Origin of the sequence: Micromonospora sp. CP22 (assembly GCF_009712475.1) — a bacterium.
Lineage (GTDB): Bacteria > Actinomycetota > Actinomycetes > Mycobacteriales > Micromonosporaceae > Micromonospora.
The window spans coordinates 360566-376235 of record NZ_VCJO01000002.1; the positions used below are offsets into that span (position 1 = coordinate 360566).

The 15670-nt window shown below is 71.9% G+C and carries 13 protein-coding genes; 5 read left to right on the forward strand and 8 right to left on the reverse strand.

Annotation, left to right across the window (positions count from 1 at the left end; all coding sequences use genetic code 11):
* The first annotated feature begins 94 nt into the window (after positions 1 to 94).
* The 3 genes from FF096_RS05000 to FF096_RS05010 all read left to right on the forward strand — a co-directional run bounded on the left by FF096_RS05000 (position 95) and on the right by FF096_RS05010 (position 4818).
* Entirely contained in the window at positions 95 to 1042 is a 948-nt protein-coding gene (locus FF096_RS05000; protein WP_309222706.1) for a DNA primase, read from the forward strand.
* 40 nt (positions 1043 to 1082) lie between these two features.
* The gene (locus FF096_RS05005) at positions 1083 to 3428 is read left to right on the forward strand and encodes a transposase (protein WP_309222707.1); all 2346 of its coding nucleotides are present in this window, start codon (positions 1083 to 1085) and stop codon (positions 3426 to 3428) included.
* Positions 3429 to 3600: 172 nt separating this feature from the next.
* On the forward strand, positions 3601 to 4818 hold the full coding sequence (locus FF096_RS05010; RefSeq protein ID WP_155215168.1) for an ABC transporter substrate-binding protein: 1218 nt from the start codon (positions 3601 to 3603) through the stop codon (positions 4816 to 4818).
* Positions 4819 to 4922: 104 nt separating this feature from the next.
* Here the strand turns inward: FF096_RS05010 and FF096_RS05015 are convergent, their stop codons facing one another.
* The 4 genes from FF096_RS05015 to FF096_RS05030 all read right to left on the reverse strand — a co-directional run bounded on the left by FF096_RS05015 (position 4923) and on the right by FF096_RS05030 (position 9868).
* The gene (locus FF096_RS05015; RefSeq protein ID WP_155215169.1) at positions 4923 to 5516 is read right to left on the reverse strand and encodes an ATP/GTP-binding protein; all 594 of its coding nucleotides are present in this window, start codon (positions 5514 to 5516) and stop codon (positions 4923 to 4925) included.
* A gap of 1 nt (position 5517) precedes the next feature.
* Positions 5518 to 5895, reverse strand: a complete 378-nt coding sequence (locus FF096_RS05020) for a DUF742 domain-containing protein (RefSeq protein WP_155215170.1) — start codon at positions 5893 to 5895, stop codon at positions 5518 to 5520.
* A gap of 101 nt (positions 5896 to 5996) precedes the next feature.
* Positions 5997 to 6401: a roadblock/LC7 domain-containing protein gene (locus FF096_RS05025; RefSeq protein WP_013731521.1), complete on the reverse strand. Its 405-nt coding sequence runs from the start codon at positions 6399 to 6401 to the stop codon at positions 5997 to 5999.
* The gene (locus tag FF096_RS05030) at positions 6398 to 9868 is read right to left on the reverse strand and encodes a sensor histidine kinase (RefSeq protein WP_309222708.1); all 3471 of its coding nucleotides are present in this window, start codon (positions 9866 to 9868) and stop codon (positions 6398 to 6400) included. The genes FF096_RS05025 and FF096_RS05030 overlap by 4 nt, the downstream gene beginning before the upstream one ends.
* A 433-nt stretch (positions 9869 to 10301) precedes the next feature.
* Between FF096_RS05030 and FF096_RS26515 the strand changes: the two genes are divergently transcribed.
* Positions 10302 to 10673, forward strand: coding sequence for a hypothetical protein (locus FF096_RS26515; protein WP_230462279.1), 372 nt, complete (start codon positions 10302 to 10304; stop codon positions 10671 to 10673).
* A 19-nt stretch (positions 10674 to 10692) separates the two neighbouring features.
* Here FF096_RS26515 and FF096_RS05040 read toward each other — a convergent pair whose 3' ends face one another.
* A complete protein-coding gene (locus tag FF096_RS05040; RefSeq protein WP_155215173.1) occupies positions 10693 to 11772 on the reverse strand; it encodes an adenosine deaminase in 1080 nt (359 codons plus the stop codon).
* A 58-nt stretch (positions 11773 to 11830) separates the two neighbouring features.
* Between FF096_RS05040 and FF096_RS05045 the strand changes: the two genes are divergently transcribed.
* Positions 11831 to 12706 (forward strand): putative RNA methyltransferase, encoded by an 876-nt coding sequence (locus FF096_RS05045; RefSeq protein WP_309222709.1) that lies wholly within the window; start codon positions 11831 to 11833, stop codon positions 12704 to 12706.
* Here the strand turns inward: FF096_RS05045 and FF096_RS05050 are convergent.
* The 3 genes from FF096_RS05050 to FF096_RS05060 form a co-directional block, all read right to left on the reverse strand.
* Entirely contained in the window at positions 12703 to 13383 is a 681-nt protein-coding gene (locus tag FF096_RS05050) for a DUF4272 domain-containing protein (protein ID WP_309222710.1), read from the reverse strand. The genes FF096_RS05045 and FF096_RS05050 overlap by 4 nt on opposite strands.
* Positions 13384 to 13488: 105 nt before the next feature.
* Positions 13489 to 14769, reverse strand: coding sequence for a thymidine phosphorylase (locus FF096_RS05055; protein WP_155215174.1), 1281 nt, complete (start codon positions 14767 to 14769; stop codon positions 13489 to 13491).
* Positions 14770 to 14962: 193 nt separating this feature from the next.
* On the reverse strand, positions 14963 to 15664 hold the full coding sequence (locus FF096_RS05060) for a cytidine deaminase (protein WP_155215175.1): 702 nt from the start codon (positions 15662 to 15664) through the stop codon (positions 14963 to 14965).
* Positions 15665 to 15670 lie beyond the last annotated feature (6 nt).

Genomic DNA, 15670 nt, shown 5'->3' on the forward strand with positions numbered 1-15670 from the left:
CGGTTACCCAGCGCAGCCAACTAGGGTATGTGCCCAGAGTCACTCACCGGCACCAGCGCCGGGGGGTGGTAGCCCGACGCACACGGAGGTCACCGTGGCCCGCCAGTCGCCCCAACGGCCGGATGCCGACGAGCCCGAGCTCGATGACACGACCGGCACCAGCGAGCCGGACGTCACCGAGCCGGCCGACGCCGCCGACGACGCGGCGCAGACCGCGAACCGCGCGCTCTGGGACGAGCTGCGGATCGACCCGGTGGAGATCGCCCTGCCCTCCGGCACCGGCTTCACCCTGCGGGCGTACCGGCCGGCCCGGGAACTGACTCCGACCGACGTGGCCGAACGCGACGCCGACGACCCCTTCCTCGCCCGGCGGCAGGTCGACCCGGTCGAGGACGACGACGAGGGTGACGTCGTCATCCTCGACGAGGACGTCGCCCGGGAGTTCGCCGAGAGCGAGGACGAGGAAAAGCGGGCGCAGCGCGGCGACGACGCCACCGAGGACGACGAGACCGCCAAGGACGACGCCGACGCGGCCGCCGACGACGAGGCGGGCGACGAGGAAGTGCCGATCTTCCTGACCCACCGGGGTCGGCTGCTGCTGTTCAAGACGCCCGAGTCGCTGGTGACCTTCATCCGTTCCGGCGCCCCCAACGACCTGTCTCAGCTGGACAGCTGGAATGAACTGTCCGAACGGGTGGAACCAGCCGACATCGTGCCGCTGGACGATGACGTCTACGAGCTGGACCTCGTCGTGGAGAACCTCCGCGGCGGGCACGACACCTGGGATCCGAAGCTGCTCATCGAGGCCGGCGAGGTGGCCCGCGACCTGTCGTACGCCCTGCGGTTGCCTGCGGTGTTGCACATGCTCTCCGCCGGCTCCAGCCTCGACGACCTGGACGAGGCGCTGCGCGCGTCGATCGGTGGCGGCATCGGCGGCTTCATGGGACGGCGTAGGCTGAAGAAAATCGGGGCACAAACCGCAAGTCTGGGTTGGCGGACCATTGTCGGGAAGATCTCTGCGGTCGTGGACTGGCGCGACTGACCCGCACCAGGGAGCATCAGTCTCTGGCAGAGAAAGCCCTGTGTCCCGGGAGGAGGACGACGCCGTGGCGCTCGTGCGCGTGTACTGCGGTCTGACCTCGGCGGACCCGGCCGACCGACCGGTCTCGACCGGATCGGCGCTGACGTCCGCTGTGGTCGACGACGCAGGCCGTCTGCTGCATGTCTGCGAGATCGGCGACGACCCGACGGGCTACGCCCGGCTGGTCACGCTGCTCGTGGAACGCTCAGGCGGGCCGAGCGGTGCGGCGATCGCCGCCGACAGTGACGATCACACCATCGCGTCTCTGCTCAGCGCCGCCGGCCGTCCACTGGCGATCGCCGACGACGACTCCGTCGACGACTTCGCCGAGCGGTTCGCCGACGACGACTCGCTGGAGGAGATGCAGTCGCCACCGGCTGTGCGGCGGGCCATCGGTCTCGCCCGCGCACTCCAGGCCGGGGCACTGTCCGCGGTGACCCTGCCGGCCCCCCGTGACCTCGCCGGGTACAAGCAGATCCTCGCCGCGCACGCCGCGATGGCCAACGGTCGGCACTCCGCCGCCGTCGCGCTGCGCGAGGTGCTCCGGGAGCTCTACCCGGCCGCGTTGCGCGCCTACCCCGACCCCGCCGACACGATTCCGCTGGCCGTGCTGGACGCGCTTCCCGAGCCGGGCATGCTCACCGACGCGGCCGGTCGTAACCGCGACATCGCGGTCACCGCCGATGCCGTCACCGCGCAGCTCACCGCCGAAGGCGCCGGGGACGCCGAGGCGATCGACGAGGCGGTCACCGCGCTGCGGGTGGCCATCTCCGAGACCCCCCGCCGGGCCACGGTCAACCGGGCCCTCACCTCCGCCGCCGCGGAGACCATCCGGCAGGCGGTCGCCTCGGTGCGGGCCTGCGACGCGGGCTGCGAGGCGCTCGTCGGCGCGTTGCGTGCCCGCACCGCCGGGCCGACGGCGGCATCCGGTCGCCGGGCCGCGATGCGACGCGGCGAGCAGGTCGGCGAGCTGTCCACCAACACCCCCGGCAACCCCTCCGGGCTACGGTCGGTGCGCCCCAACAGGCCCGAGCCGACCGGCGGCCGCCGGAGCCGACCGGAGCCGGTGCCGGGCAGTGGCCAACCGCCCTCCCCGCGTCCCCTCGGGCCGCCGCCGGTGGCACCCGCACCTGTCGCTCCGCCACCGGTCGCGCCCGCACCGGTGACCCCGGCCGCCGTTGCCGGCCCACCCGCGCTGCCGTCCCGCGCCGAGTCACCCTCCCGTGGGGACGGTCCGGCCAACCGGCCGATCTCCTCGCCGCCCCCGCCGCCGCCCGGCATCACCCCGATCGCACCGGCGCAGCGCGGGACCATCCCGCCCGCCGAGGCCGGCGAACCGTTCCGGCCCACCCTGACCACCGCTGCGATCAACAGCGCGCGGGCCGAGCGTCAACGGACCGTCATCCCGCCCCGGCCTAAGACCAACGGCGAACCGCCGGCACCGACCGGCGGCTTCAGCGCCACCGATCTCAGCGTTCCGGTTCCGACGCCCCGCCCGGAGCAGGAGAAGACCGCTCCCCCCGGGTCCCGCTCGAACTGGCCGCTGGTCAACAACCCGGAGGACCCGGCCGACACCTCCCCCCGTAACCCCGTCGTCGGCTCGTACGACGACCGGGATCGGCGCAACACCCCCGAGAAGCCAGCCGACCACACTGCCGAACGCCGGGTCACGCCGCCGTGGCTCGCCGACGATCTCCCGCCGGAGCCGCCCGTGCTGCGGCTGGTCGAGCCGCCCCCGCTGGCCGACCGGGCGCTGCGCAACGGCACCGAACCACAGCCGGAGACGCCGCCGCTGCGGCTCGTCGACCGCGGCAGCTCGGAACGCGACGACCGGGCACCCGAACGTCTGGACCTCCCACCCGCCCGCCGTACGCCCGCGCCGCCGGTCGAGCACCGGCAGCCACCGGTCTCCGACGAGGGCGACGGTGACCTGCTGATCTTCGCGCAGGCCCGTTCCGCCTGGTTCGTGGGGCACGGCGAAGAGGCCGACCTGGACTGGTCGACCACGGCCGACAGCGGATGGCAGGCCGCCGAGCAGGCGGCCCGTCCGGCGGTCGGTGCCGAGACGCACGCCGGGCTGCCCAAGCGCGTACCGCAGGCCAACCTGGTGCCCGGCTCGCCGCTGCGCGAGGAGCGTCCGCTGCGCATCGTGCGGGACGCGGCGAGCCTGGCCGAGAACACCACCGGCTACTTCCGCGGCTGGCGCCGGGGGCAGGAGATCGGCGGGTTCGCGGTCGGTGGGCGTCCCGGCCGGGAATCCGCCGGCGGCTGGGACTTCACCCGCGACACCGGTGACCGCGACGACGATCGGGAGTACGAGTACCGCTCCGCCGGGTACCGCTCCTGAGGCTGGCACGACGCCGGGCCGGGGGTGCGGGCAGCGCGCCCACCACCCCCGCCATCATGCCCTTCACCTGCGTGTTTCTTTCCACACCCGGATAATTTGACGCCGGGTCGGCAGGGCCGGGAGCATACCCGCGGAACATCCGGCGGCAGGTCGCCGGGCGGGAAGGCGACTCATGGCGACACCGGCAACCGGCCCATCCGTGATCACCCGGCGCGGCGTACTGGCCGCTGCGGCGGGCTCGCTCCTCCTGAGCGCCTGCGGGCGCGACGGAGACCGGGAGAACGCCGTCACCCGGCCGACCCCCGGCCACGAGCTGGTCATCGGTGCCACTCTGGAACTGACCGGCCCCGGCGCGGCACTGGGCGTGCTTCAGGAACGGGCGCTGGCCATCACCGTGGCGTCCCTCAACGAGAAGGGCGTGGCGGTCGGCAACCTCCGCCGGACGGTACGCGTGGAGGTGCTGGACAACCGCAGCGATCCCCGGCTGGCCGCCCAGCAGGCGACCGAACTGGGCCAGCGAGACGACGTGCACGCCCTGCTCGGTGCCACCCTGGCGGAGACCTCGATGCCGGTCATCGGGGTGGCGCAGAAGCTCCGGCTGCCGTTCGTGTCACTGGCGTTCGGTGACTCCATCGCCGTGCCCCTGGCCCAGCGGGCCTTCATCTACAAGGTCACCCCGGACGCCGGAGACGTGGCCCGGCGGCTCGCCCAACTGATCAGCGCCGAGGGGCTGCGCCGGGTGACGGTGCTGGCCGAGGAGGGACTGCACGGCGACTCGGGCGTACGGGCGATGAGGGGCGCGTTGCGCACCGCAGAGGTCGGGCTGGCTCGCACCGTACGACTGCCCGCCGGCAATGCCGGCCTCGCCCGCGCCGCTGAACAGGCCGTCGCGGCCCGCTCGGACGGTGTGGTGGTCTGGGCCACCGCGCCCACCTCCGGTGCCGCCGCACGGGCGCTGCGGGCCGCCGGACACGACGGTGAACTGTTCTTCGACGCCGGGGCGGTGGCCGACGAGACGCTGGACAGCCGCAACCTCTCCGCAGTCGAGGGTGCCTACGCGGTCCACCCCTCGTCGCTGGGCGGCTCCACCATCGCCAACAGCAGCGCCGCCGGCCGTGCCTACCGCGATCTGGTCGCGTCGTACATCCGCGCCCACGGGGCCTACCGTGGCTTCGCTCCGTACGCCTCGGACGCGCTCCTGCTGATCAGCACGGCGGCCCGGTTGGCCGACAGTGTGGACCGTGGACGGCTCCGGGCCTACCTGCAGAATCAGGTCACCGACGGGCTGGCCGGGTTGTACTCCTTCACGCCCATCCGGCACAGCGGCATGGACCGCCACTCTCTCGGGGTGTACCGGGTCGACGCCGGCGCCTGGAACCGCCTCAGCTGACCACGGTGGGCACCCGAGGGTGCCCACCGTCGACACATCACATCAGGTCGCCCACCAGCGCCCGGTGACGGCGGTGACCGTCGCCGGGCGTTGGTGCGCGATCGTCAGGCGGGAGCGACGGCCCGGGAGCGGCGCATCGTGAGCACGTACTCGACCAGCGAGATCAGCACGTGCTTCGTCGACTCCCGGTTCCGGGCGTCGCAGGCCACCACCGGCACGTCGCTGGAGATGGCGAGCGCCTCCCGAACGTCCTGCGGGTCGTGGTACTGCATCCCGTCGAAGCAGTTGATGGCGACCAGGTACGGCAGCCGCCGGTGCTCGAAGAAGTCGATCGCCGCGAAGCAGTCGGCCAGCCGGCGGGTGTCCACCAGCACGACCGCGCCGATCGCGCCCCGCACCAGCTCATCCCACATGAACCAGAAGCGGGTCTGACCCGGCGTACCGAACAGGTACAGGATCAGGTCACGATCGATCGAGATACGACCGAAGTCCATGGCCACCGTGGTCGTCGTCTTGCCCGGCACCTGCCGGGTGTCGTCGACGCCGACTCCGGCGGAGGTCATGATGGCCTCGGTGGTCAGCGGCGTGATCTCCGAGACCGAGCCGACCAGCGTCGTCTTGCCGACGCCGAATCCACCGGCGATAACGATCTTCGCCGACGTCACGCGCCCGCTAGGGGCCGGCGGCCGGTGCGACATGTCAGAGCCTGCGAAGTCCACTCAGCACCCTCTCCAGCAATTCAGTGCCCACCGCGTCGTCCGAGTCGTCCAGGATGGTCGGCTCGTGGACCGCGACCAGGCCGTCCGTCGCCATGTCGGCGATGAGCACCCGGGCCACGCCGAGCGGAAGCTGCATCCGCGCCGCGATCTCCGCGAGCGACTGCACGCGTCCGTCACACAGCGCGGCGATGTACTGGTGCTCACGGCCTTGGCCACCATTGCCAGTGGCAGCGGCCCGACCGCGCACCGTCGTCTCGACCAACGCCTCAATGGCGATGTCGAGGCGAGGACGGGTACGACCGCGGGTCACGGCGTATGGACGGACCAGCGCACCGGTCGGCTCGTCACGATCAGCCATGTTGCCGCTCACCTCCTTCGTACCCGGCACCGGCTCGCACCGGCGCTATCCGTCGTATGCAATGTTGCCGCCCCGCCTGCCCCCACCGGCTGGCGCGACGATCAACCCATCATCCCCACAGCCGTACGCGGCTGTGGGGTCAGGGCGTCGCCCACCCGGTCAACGAGCAGGGCCATTTCGTAACCGACCTGTCCCACGTCGCAGCTACGCGCGGCGAGCACCGCGAACGACGATCCGTCGGAAATCGACATCAGGAACAGGAAGCCATTGTCCATCTCGACCACGGTCTGCAGCACAGCGCCTCCCTCGAAGCAACGGGCCGCACCCTGGGTCAGGCTGACCAGACCGGAGGCGATCGCCGCCAGCTGGTCCGCCCGATCCCGGGGGAGGTCTCGTGACGACGCCAGGAGCAGGCCGTCCGCGGAGACGGCGACCGCATGTGCGACACCGGGTACCCGATCGGCGAAGTTGGCCAGCAGCCAACCGAGATCCTGCGTACTAGTCATCCTTCTTGCTCCTTCTGCCCGCTCCCGGCCACCGGGCCAGAGCCAGACTGCGAGGATTGCTGCCCGCCCGAAGTTCCCTCCGGGCCGGTCGGGTTGCTGTCCGAGGGGTGACTACGTCCCCGCTGGACACCCCGGTGGTAGGCGGAGAGTAGACCGCGTACCGATTCCGGGTTCCGGCGCTGCACCGAGGTGGTGGGCTTCTCCACCGCCCCGGGCACGAGCTGCGCCATCGGCGTACGTTTCGGCAGCCCGGTCTGGGTGGTGCCAGCCGCCGGTGCCTGGCTGGCGGCGCTGGCCGCCCGCCAGCCGTCGTCGGCCGCAGTCCGCCAGATGCTCTCCTGTTGGGTCGGACGGTGCGAGGGCGCGCTGTCGGCAGCGCCGGGACGGGATCCGCCGCTCGCTGCCGCGCCGTTCCCGCCGGGCGCGCCCGCCCCCGTCGGAGTCTGTGCCATCGGTGCGTTACCTGTCGTCCCGGTCTGGGTCTGCTGGGCCGGCCGGTTACCGACATCGACCGTGGAGAGCTGCTGAGTCGTCGCACCGGCCGTAGCCGCCTGACGCGCACCGGCCGACTCCTCCGGGCCCGGACGACGGGTACGGAACCACGCCGACTCCAGCTCCCGGAAAATCGGCAGCTCCATCGTCTCATCGGCGTACCGCTGCCGGTTCTGGGCCTGCGGCGTCGTGGGCGCCGCCGGTGGTGCCTGCGCCGGCCGTGCGGCCGGGGCCTGCTGCGGCACCCGAGGCAGTTCGGTGGTCATGTCCAGGGCGGCGGCCAACCGCTCCGGCACGGGCGGTGCGGCGGGTTCCCCGGCCACCGGCGGCCAGGCCGGTGGTGCCGGGGCAGCGGCGCTGGGCGCCGCCGAGACCGGCCGCTGCGGCAGCGGTCCACCGGGCGGCGTCGAGACCGGCGAGCCGGAGACGGGCGAGGCCGACACCGGGTGACCGGAGACCGGGGCCGCCGAGACCGGCGGGGCCGAGTACGGCGTACCGGACACCGGGGGCGACGACACCGGGGGTACCGGCGGAGCCGACACCGTAGGCGGGGCGTACGGCCCGGACTCGGGACTGCTGGGCAGCTGGCGCGGAATGTGCGGCGGCTGACCGCCCGGCTCGTCACCGGAGCGGCGCTGCGGCAGCGGGTCGACCGGGTGACCGTTCGAGGTGAGCGGCGCGAAGCCGTTGCCGTTGCCACCGGTGGTGCCGCTGGCTCCGGTCAGGTCGGACCAGGCGGGCAGGTTGCCTCCGCTGCCCACCGAGGTCGGGGTGCCGGAACCGTTACGGTTCGCCGGATCGAAGGGCCGGCCGCCGAGGGTCACCTGGTTACCGGAGCCACCCGGGTTGCGCGGGGTGGGCGGCGCCGGCGGGTGTGCGCTGTTGCCGAGCGCGGCCAGCGCACCGAACGCCGGGTTCGGCCCGGACGCGGGGCCGGCCGGGGCCGGCAAGGCGGCGGGCTGCTGCCCCCGACCGGACAGCGCCCGAGGCACCAGCACGGTGGGCGGCAGGGTGACCTCGGCGACGGTGCCCCGGTCGCTGCCGGGTCGCAGCTCGACCTTGACGCCGTGCCGGGAGGCCAGGCGGGCGACCACGACCAGGCCCATCATCCGGGAGACGGCGACGTCCACCTGCGGCGGCGTGGCAAGACGCTCGTTCAGCTCGGCCAGTTGCTCGCCGCTGATGCCGATGCCGCGGTCCTCCACGTACAGCGAGGCACGGTCGCCGACCCGACGCGCCTCGACCAGCACCTGCGAGTCCGGCGGGGAGAAGGCGGTCGCGTTGTCGAACAGCTCGGCGACGAGGTGGACGAGGTCGTTGACCGCGTGCGCGGCGACCTCGATGTCCCGGTCGATCACCCCGAACTCGATCCGGGTGTAGTGCTCGACCTCGGACTGGGCGGCCCGCATCACGTCGATCAGTGCGGCCGGTTCACGTTGCACACGGGTCGAGTCGGCACCGGCGAGAACCAGCAGGTTCTCGTCGTTACGACGCATTCGGGTGGCGAGGTGGTCCAGCTGGAACAGCTCGGCCAGCCGGTCCGGGTCCTCCTCGCCGCGCTCCAGCCGGTCGAGGTGACCGATCAGCCGGTCGACCAGGATCTGGGACCGACGGGCGAGGTTGACGAACATCGTCGCGACCGACGACCGCAGGGCGGCCTGTTCGGCAGCGGTGCGGACCGCCTCCAGGTGGACCGCGTTGAACGCCTCGGTCACCTGACCGAACTCGTCCTTGCTGCGTACCGGCAGTGGTTCGGCGATCTGGTTGGCCAGCTGCACCGGCGAGAGCTGCCCGGTGACCTGCGGGTCGCGCAGCTTGGCCACTGCCTGCGGCAGCCCGTACTGGGCGATGGAGAGCGCGCCCTGCCGCAGCTCACGCAGCGACCGGGCCATCGAACGGGCCACCAGGAACGCCAGGAAGATGGCGAGCAGCAGCATGGTGAGCAGCAGGCCGGTCTCCAGGAACACGGTGCGCTGCACCTCGGAGCGGAGCTTGCCGGCCTGTTCCGCCACGTCGGAGTCGAACTTCGTCTCCACCGACCGGATCAGCTTGCCGTTGGCGACCAGCGCGTCGTCCCACTGCTGCGGGGTGAACGAGATGCCGGCGAGGTTCTGCGAGTTGTCGGCGTTGACCTGGCTGATGTAGATCGTCGCCTGCCGACGGTCGCCACCGCCGATGGTCTGGGCGTGGAACTCCGCCTCCGCCTCGGTGGCCACCGCGTCGAAGCTCTGCTGCGCCTGTTGCTGACCCGTCTCGCTGGAGATGTAGTCGGTCCGCAGGGTCGAACTCATGCCGCCCGAGATGAGTGCCCGGTGCACGACCACCCGGCGGACGGAGAGCCACTCCTTCTCCCGGGCCACCGCGGCGGCGGCCCGCATGCGGTCGCTCAGGTCGTTGTCACCGGCCAGCTGGCTGGCCGAGTCCCGGACCGCGAGGAGCTGGTTGATCAGCTCGTCGTAGGACTGGAGCGCGTCGGTGATTCGGAACTTCCCGTTGAGCACCTGGCTGCGGGTGCCCGGCAGGTCGCCGAGGCGTTCGTCGATCTGGGCGAGCAGGGTCTGCAGGCTGACCGGCAGGTCGGTGAGGTCGGAGCGCTGCCGGGAGTAGGGGGCCTTGGCCGAGTCCACTCCTGCCGAGACCTCGTTGTAGCGGGTGGAGGCGGTGTCCTTCTGCGTGGCGGTGCTCCGTTGCGGATCCAGGCCGAGCAACAGCACGGCGGCGGTCCGCTCGTCCTGAAGACCATCCACCAGCGCACCGGAGTGGCCGATGAGTTCGGCGAGGTCGCCGGCCCGGTTGGCGTCGTTGAGCGCGTCCAGGTGGTCGACCAGACCGCTGGTACCCACGACGACCGTGGCGATGGTCGGCACGATCATGATGAGACCGAGCTTGGACCAGATCGGCATGTCGCGGAGCCGACCTGCCGGCCGGCGCAGACGCGACAGGAAGGAACCTGCCGTCTTCGGCCGTTTGCTCACGTCACCGCCCTCGTGATTGCAGCGTCCGCGTTGCCCTCGGACAACGCCCAGCAGCCGACCCGGCGGGTCGGACCATCCGAGATTCCATCACGCCGCCACGGAAAGAGAAAGCCCAGGTTGGCCCCAGCCGGAGGTGTGATGAGATGTTGATGCAATTTGATCGCGGTCCGTCTGTTCGGAGTTACTCGAAGTAATGAGCCCCCCGCACCGAGTCGTCCTCCTCGCTGGCCCCTCCGGCTCCGGAAAGTCGTACATAGCGCAACAAACCGGTCTCCCGGTGCTCTGTTTGGACGATTTCTACAAGGACGGTGATGACCCAACGTTACCGAGGCGGAACGGTCAGATCGACTGGGAGTCGCCCGATTCGTGGGACGCCCGGGCGGCGGTCGACGTTATTGACCAATTGGTCAGACACGGCCGCGCGGAGGTGCCGGTGTACGCCATCAATAAGGATCGACGGGTAGCCACTCGGCGCTTCGAGCTGGCCGGTTCGCCACTTTTCGTAGCTGAAGGTATTTTTGCCGCCGAGATCGTCGGGGAGTGTCGGCAACGCGGCCTGCTCGCCGGGGCGTACGCGCTGCGTCGGCCCCGGGGCGCGACCTTCCTCAGGCGACTGGCCCGGGACCTCGCCGAACAGCGCAAGGGCCCCCGGGTGCTGGTGCGCCGGGGAGTGGCGCTGCTGCGCGCCGAGCCGGCCGTGTTGCGTCGGCAGACCGGTCTCGGCGCGGAGGCCGCCCGTGGTCGCGAGGTGCTGCGCCGGGTCGCCGGTTTGCTCGCCGCCGACCATCCGCCGAGGGTCGGCTGACCATCGGCGCGGAAGTCGCTCAGCCCAGCAGCTTCGCGTACGCCGGTTTGATCACTTCATCGATGATCTTCAGCCGCTCGTCGAACGGGATGAAGGCGGACTTCATCGCGTTGATCGTGAACCACTGGAGTTCCCGCCAGCCGTAGTCGAAGGCGTCGACCAGCAGGGCCATCTCCCGGGACATCGAGGTACCGCTCATCAACCGGTTGTCGGTGTTGACGGTCACCCGGAAACGCAGGTCTCTCAGCAGCCCGATCGGATGCTCCGCGATGGACGGGGCGGCGCCGGTCTGCACGTTCGACGACGGGCACAGCTCCAGCGGGATCCGCTTGTCCCGCACGTACGCGGCCAGCCGACCGAGCTTCGGCTGCGGGCCGGGAGTGATGTCGTCGACGATGCGGACGCCGTGGCCGAGACGGTCGGCGCCGCACCACTGGATCGCCTGCCAGATGGAGGGCAGCCCGAACGCCTCGCCGGCGTGGATGGTGAAGTGGAAGTTCTCCCGCTGGAGGTACTCGAAGGCGTCCAGGTGGCGGGTGGGCGGGAAACCCGCCTCCGCACCGGCGATGTCGAAGCCCACCACACCGTGGTCACGGTGTCGTACCGCCAACTCGGCGATCTCCTGCGACCGAGCCGCGTGCCGCATCGCGGTGAGCAGGGTGCCGACCCGGATCGGCGTACCCGCCTCGGCGGCGAGGGTGCTGCCCTCCACGAAACCGGCCAGCACCGCCTCGACCACCTCGTCGAGGGTGAGGTCCCGCTCCAGGTGCTGCTCCGGAGCGAACCGCACCTCGGCGTAGACCACACCGTCGGCGGCCAGGTCGAGGGCGCACTCCCGGGCCACCCGGCGCAGTGCCGGACCGGTCTGCATGACGGCGACGGTGTGCGCGAAGGTCTCCAGGTAGCGCTCCAGCGAACCCGAGTCCGCCGCCGCCACGAACCAGCGCCCCAGTTCCGCCGCGTCGGTGGTGGGTAGTTCGTGACCGACCTCCGCCGCCAGATCGACGATCGTCGCAGGGCGCAGGCCGCCGTCCAGGTGATCGTGCAGCAGCGCTTTCGGCGCCCTGACGATGTCCTCGTACCGCAGACTCGTGGTCATGGCTCGACCCTAGTCCCCGCCGCTGTGCCGGTGCCGGACCGGTAGGGACAATGGCCAGGTGAACCCAGCAGGACCGGACCCACGGGTGGTCGACCGGCTGCGCTGCCCGGTCTGCGGTGCAGGGCTCGCGGTCGCTCCGGTCGGCACCAGCCACGCATTGCGCTGCCCGCGCCGACACAGCTTCGACGTCGCCCGACAGGGCTATGTCAACCTGCTCACCGGCCGCGCCCCGCACAGTGGCGACACCGCCGAGATGGTCGCCGCCCGGTCGGATTTCCTCGCCGCCGGTCACTACGACGTCATCTCCGCAGCCCTCGCCGAGGCCGCCGTCACCGCGCTCGCGGACTCCCCCACCGACGCGTACCCCTTGGTGGTGGATGCGGGGGCGGGCACCGGCCGGCACCTCGCCGGGGTGCTGGCGGCGGTGCCCGAGGCGGTCGGGCTCGCGCTGGACATCGCCAAACCCGCGCTCCGCCGAGCCGCTCGCGCCCACCCTCGGATCACCGCCGCGTTGGCCGACACCTGGCAGCGAATTCCCCTGGCGGACGCCTCGGCAACGCTGGTGCTGAACGTCTTCGCCCCCCGCAACGGCGCCGAGTTCCGCCGGGTCCTCACCCCGACCGGACGGCTGCTGGTGGTGACCCCGGACACCGACCATCTCACCGAGTTGGTCGCCGCCCTCGGCCTGCTCCGGGTCGACCCGGCCAAGGCGGACCGGGTGGCCGCCAGCCTGGCCGGTCACTTCACCGAGGAGTCGACGACCGTGCACCGGCGGCAGCTGACATTGTCCGGCGCGGAGGTGGCCACCCTGGTCGGGATGGGTCCGAGCGCCTGGCACACCGACCCGACGGGGCTGGCCGCCCGGATCGACGCCCTCGGCGAGCCGGTCCGGGTGACCGTGGCGGTCCGGCTCGGCACCTACCGTCGGAGCTAGGTGGAGAGGTCGACCTCTTCCCAGCCGGGGGGTTCGTCATGGTAGGGCCCGCGCAGGATCACCGCCCACTCCAACGCCCACCGCCGCTGCCCGATCGCGTTGGCGTCCACCAGGCCCGGCAGCGTCCGCCCGGCGCGACTGACCTCCAGGTACGACCAGTCCAGGCAGTAGTGCAGGTCGAGCAGGGCGGCCGCGTCCGCCGGATGCTGTGGCGCGGCCAGGATGCGGGAGCGCCATTGCCGGAAGGTCTCCCCCTCGGCGATGTGCGGCAGCCGCTCCACCAGCCGGTCGTCGGTCGGCATGGTGGGGTCCAGTTGCTTGGTCAGACCGAGCACCCAGGCCAGCGAGAACAGCGCGTCGTGGTGCAGCACGAAGGAGCGGTGGTCGCCCTTGGCTCCGGTGACGAACTGGAACTCCGGCGGGGTGACCATCTCCACCAAGTGCGAGGCGAGCAGCCAACTCATCGCAGCCTGCGGCGGCATGCCGAAGCACCGGGCCAGGATCAGGTGCAGCACGGCAATCCGTGCCTCGATCTCCGCCGTCGGCCGCAGCTCGATGTTGTCGCCCGGCTCCCAGACCAGCGGAAACTGCGGCGGCGGCAGGGGCAGCCGCAGCCGAGCCAGTTCCTCCAGGCTCGCCTCACGCACCGCGCGGGGGTCAGGGGCAGGCACGATCACGGCAACATCCTGTCTGATCACGATGTCTCGGCGCCGACAGTCCCCCCTGGCCTGCGAGAATAGCGGCCCTCACGCTCCGGCACCATGGCCCGGACCAGGGTTTCGTCACTCGATGCGTTCGATCACCAGCGGCGTCACGGCCGGTGGCCGGGCGGCGACCGTCACCGCACGGGCCGCCTCGGCCAGCGCCGCCGGGATCAGCTCCGCCCGCTCGGCCCGCAGCTCGTAGAGGGGCTCCCCGGCACGCACCGGATCACCGGGACGCTTGTGCAGCAGTACGCCAGCTGGCACGCTGACCGGGTCCTCCTTGCGCGCCCGTCCCGCGCCGAGCCGCCACGCCGCCACCCCCATGGCGTACGCGTCGACCGCCGCGACGTGACCGTCCGTGTCAGCGCGGACCACCTCGATCTCGGCGGCCTCGGGCATCGGCGCGTCCGGGTCGCCACCCTGGGCCCGGATCATCGACCGCCAGGAGTCCATCGCCTTCCCGTCGCGGAGAGCGGCGGCGGGGTCGGCATCGGGCAGCCCGGCCGCGTCGAGCATCTCCCGGGCCAGCGCCAGGGTCAGTTCCACCACGTCGGCCGGTCCGCCACCGGCGAGCACCTCCACCGACTCGGTCACCTCGATGCCGTTGCCGATGGCCCGCCCGAGCGGGGTGGACATGTCGGTGAGCAGGGCGACGGTCTTCACACCGTGCGCGCCGCCGAGTTCCACCATGGTCCGGGCCAGTTCCCGGGCGTCGTCGACCGACTTCATGAACGCGCCGGAGCCCACCTTCACGTCCAGCACCAGCGCGCCGGTCCCCTCGGCGATCTTCTTGCTCATGATCGAGCTGGCGATCAGCGGGATGGCCTCGACGGTGGCGGTGACGTCGCGCAGCGCGTACAGCTTGCGGTCGGCCGGGGCGAGGCCCGAGCCGGCGGCGCAGATCACCGCGCCGACGTCCCGCAGTTGGGCGATGAACTCCGCGTTGGTCAGCGCCGCCCGCCAGCCCGGGATCGACTCCAGCTTGTCCAGCGTGCCGCCGGTGTGCCCGAGCCCGCGCCCGGACAACTGCGGCACCGCGGCACCGCAGGCCGCGACCAACGGGGTGAGCGGCAGAGTGATCTTGTCACCGACCCCGCCGGTGGAGTGCTTGTCGACGGTCGGCCGGGTCACCGCGGACAGGTCGAGCCGCTCACCGCTGGCGATCATCGCGGCCGTCCAGCGGGCGATCTCCGGCCCGGTCATGCCGTTCAGCAGGATCGCCATGGCCAGCGCCGACATCTGCTCGTCGGCCACCACCCCCCGGGTGTACGCGTCCACCACCCAGTCGATCTGCGCGTCGGAGAGCACCCCCCCATCCCGCTTCACCCGAATAACATCAACAGCCGCAAACCCACTCATCAGAAGATCTTCCCTAGTCGTCCGGCATACCGGATATGTGCATCGATCGCCGAGGGACCACCATGTGGTCACCGTCGCACGGCTGGTGACCCACGACGGGCCGGGGCCGACCGTGCCCGGCGGAGGGATCAAGCCTGACCGCCCGGAGCCGGGAACGGTCGGCCCCGGGCTCCAAGCCCAACCAACGACAAGCTCAACCCCAGCGAACCGGAATCTCCGCCGGCGGCTCGCCCTCACCGGCCCAGAAGATGGTGCCGGACGCGTCGACCACCACCACCCGGGGCGTACGCGCCAACCCCCAGCCGATCGCCTCCGTCGGGTCGTCCCAGCTCGGGCCCTCCTCCAGCACCCCGGTCTCGGCACCCGCGTCGTCACCGGCGGATCGTTCCCAGTAGGCCGTCCAGACCTGCTGCCCGGCGGAGAGGTCAGGGTGCACGAAGACGGTGCCCCGCCCCCGCCAGGCGGCGAGCCGGTCGGGGACCACCGGCACCGGCCGCTCCCCGGTGACCGCCTCGATGTCGGCCACGTCGAAGGCGTGCGGCAGCAGTTCGGCCATCCGCAGCGGCCCGCCCTTGGCCTCGACGAGGCACTCCGGCCCGCCCTGCTCCCACAGCAGTTGCCGGCAGCGCCCGCACGGCATCAGCGGTTCGCCGGTGGCGTCGACGCAGGACAGCGCCACGATCCGACCGCCGCCGGTGGCGTGCAACGAGGAGACCACCCCGCACTCGGCGCAGAGCACCACACCGTACGCGGCGTTCTCCACGTTGCAGCCGACCACGACCCGGCCGTCGTCGACCAGCGCCGCCGCCCCGACCGGAAAGTTCGAGTACGGCACGTACGCGTGTCGCATCACCTCGGTGGCCGCGGCCCGCAGCCGCTCCCAGTCGATCTCCATGGTCTG

Coding starts and splice junctions, on each gene's coding strand:
- FF096_RS05010 (WP_155215168.1), top strand. CDS start 3,601: ATGGCGACACCGGCAACCGGCCCATCCGTGATCACCCGGCGCGGCGTA.
- FF096_RS05015 (WP_155215169.1), bottom strand. CDS start 5,516: ATGTCGCACCGGCCGCCGGCCCCTAGCGGGCGCGTGACGTCGGCGAAG.
- FF096_RS05020 (WP_155215170.1), bottom strand. CDS start 5,895: ATGGCTGATCGTGACGAGCCGACCGGTGCGCTGGTCCGTCCATACGCC.
- FF096_RS05025 (WP_013731521.1), bottom strand. CDS start 6,401: ATGACTAGTACGCAGGATCTCGGTTGGCTGCTGGCCAACTTCGCCGAT.
- FF096_RS05040 (WP_155215173.1), bottom strand. CDS start 11,772: ATGACCACGAGTCTGCGGTACGAGGACATCGTCAGGGCGCCGAAAGCG.
- FF096_RS05055 (WP_155215174.1), bottom strand. CDS start 14,769: ATGAGTGGGTTTGCGGCTGTTGATGTTATTCGGGTGAAGCGGGATGGG.
- FF096_RS05060 (WP_155215175.1), bottom strand. CDS start 15,664: ATGGAGATCGACTGGGAGCGGCTGCGGGCCGCGGCCACCGAGGTGATG.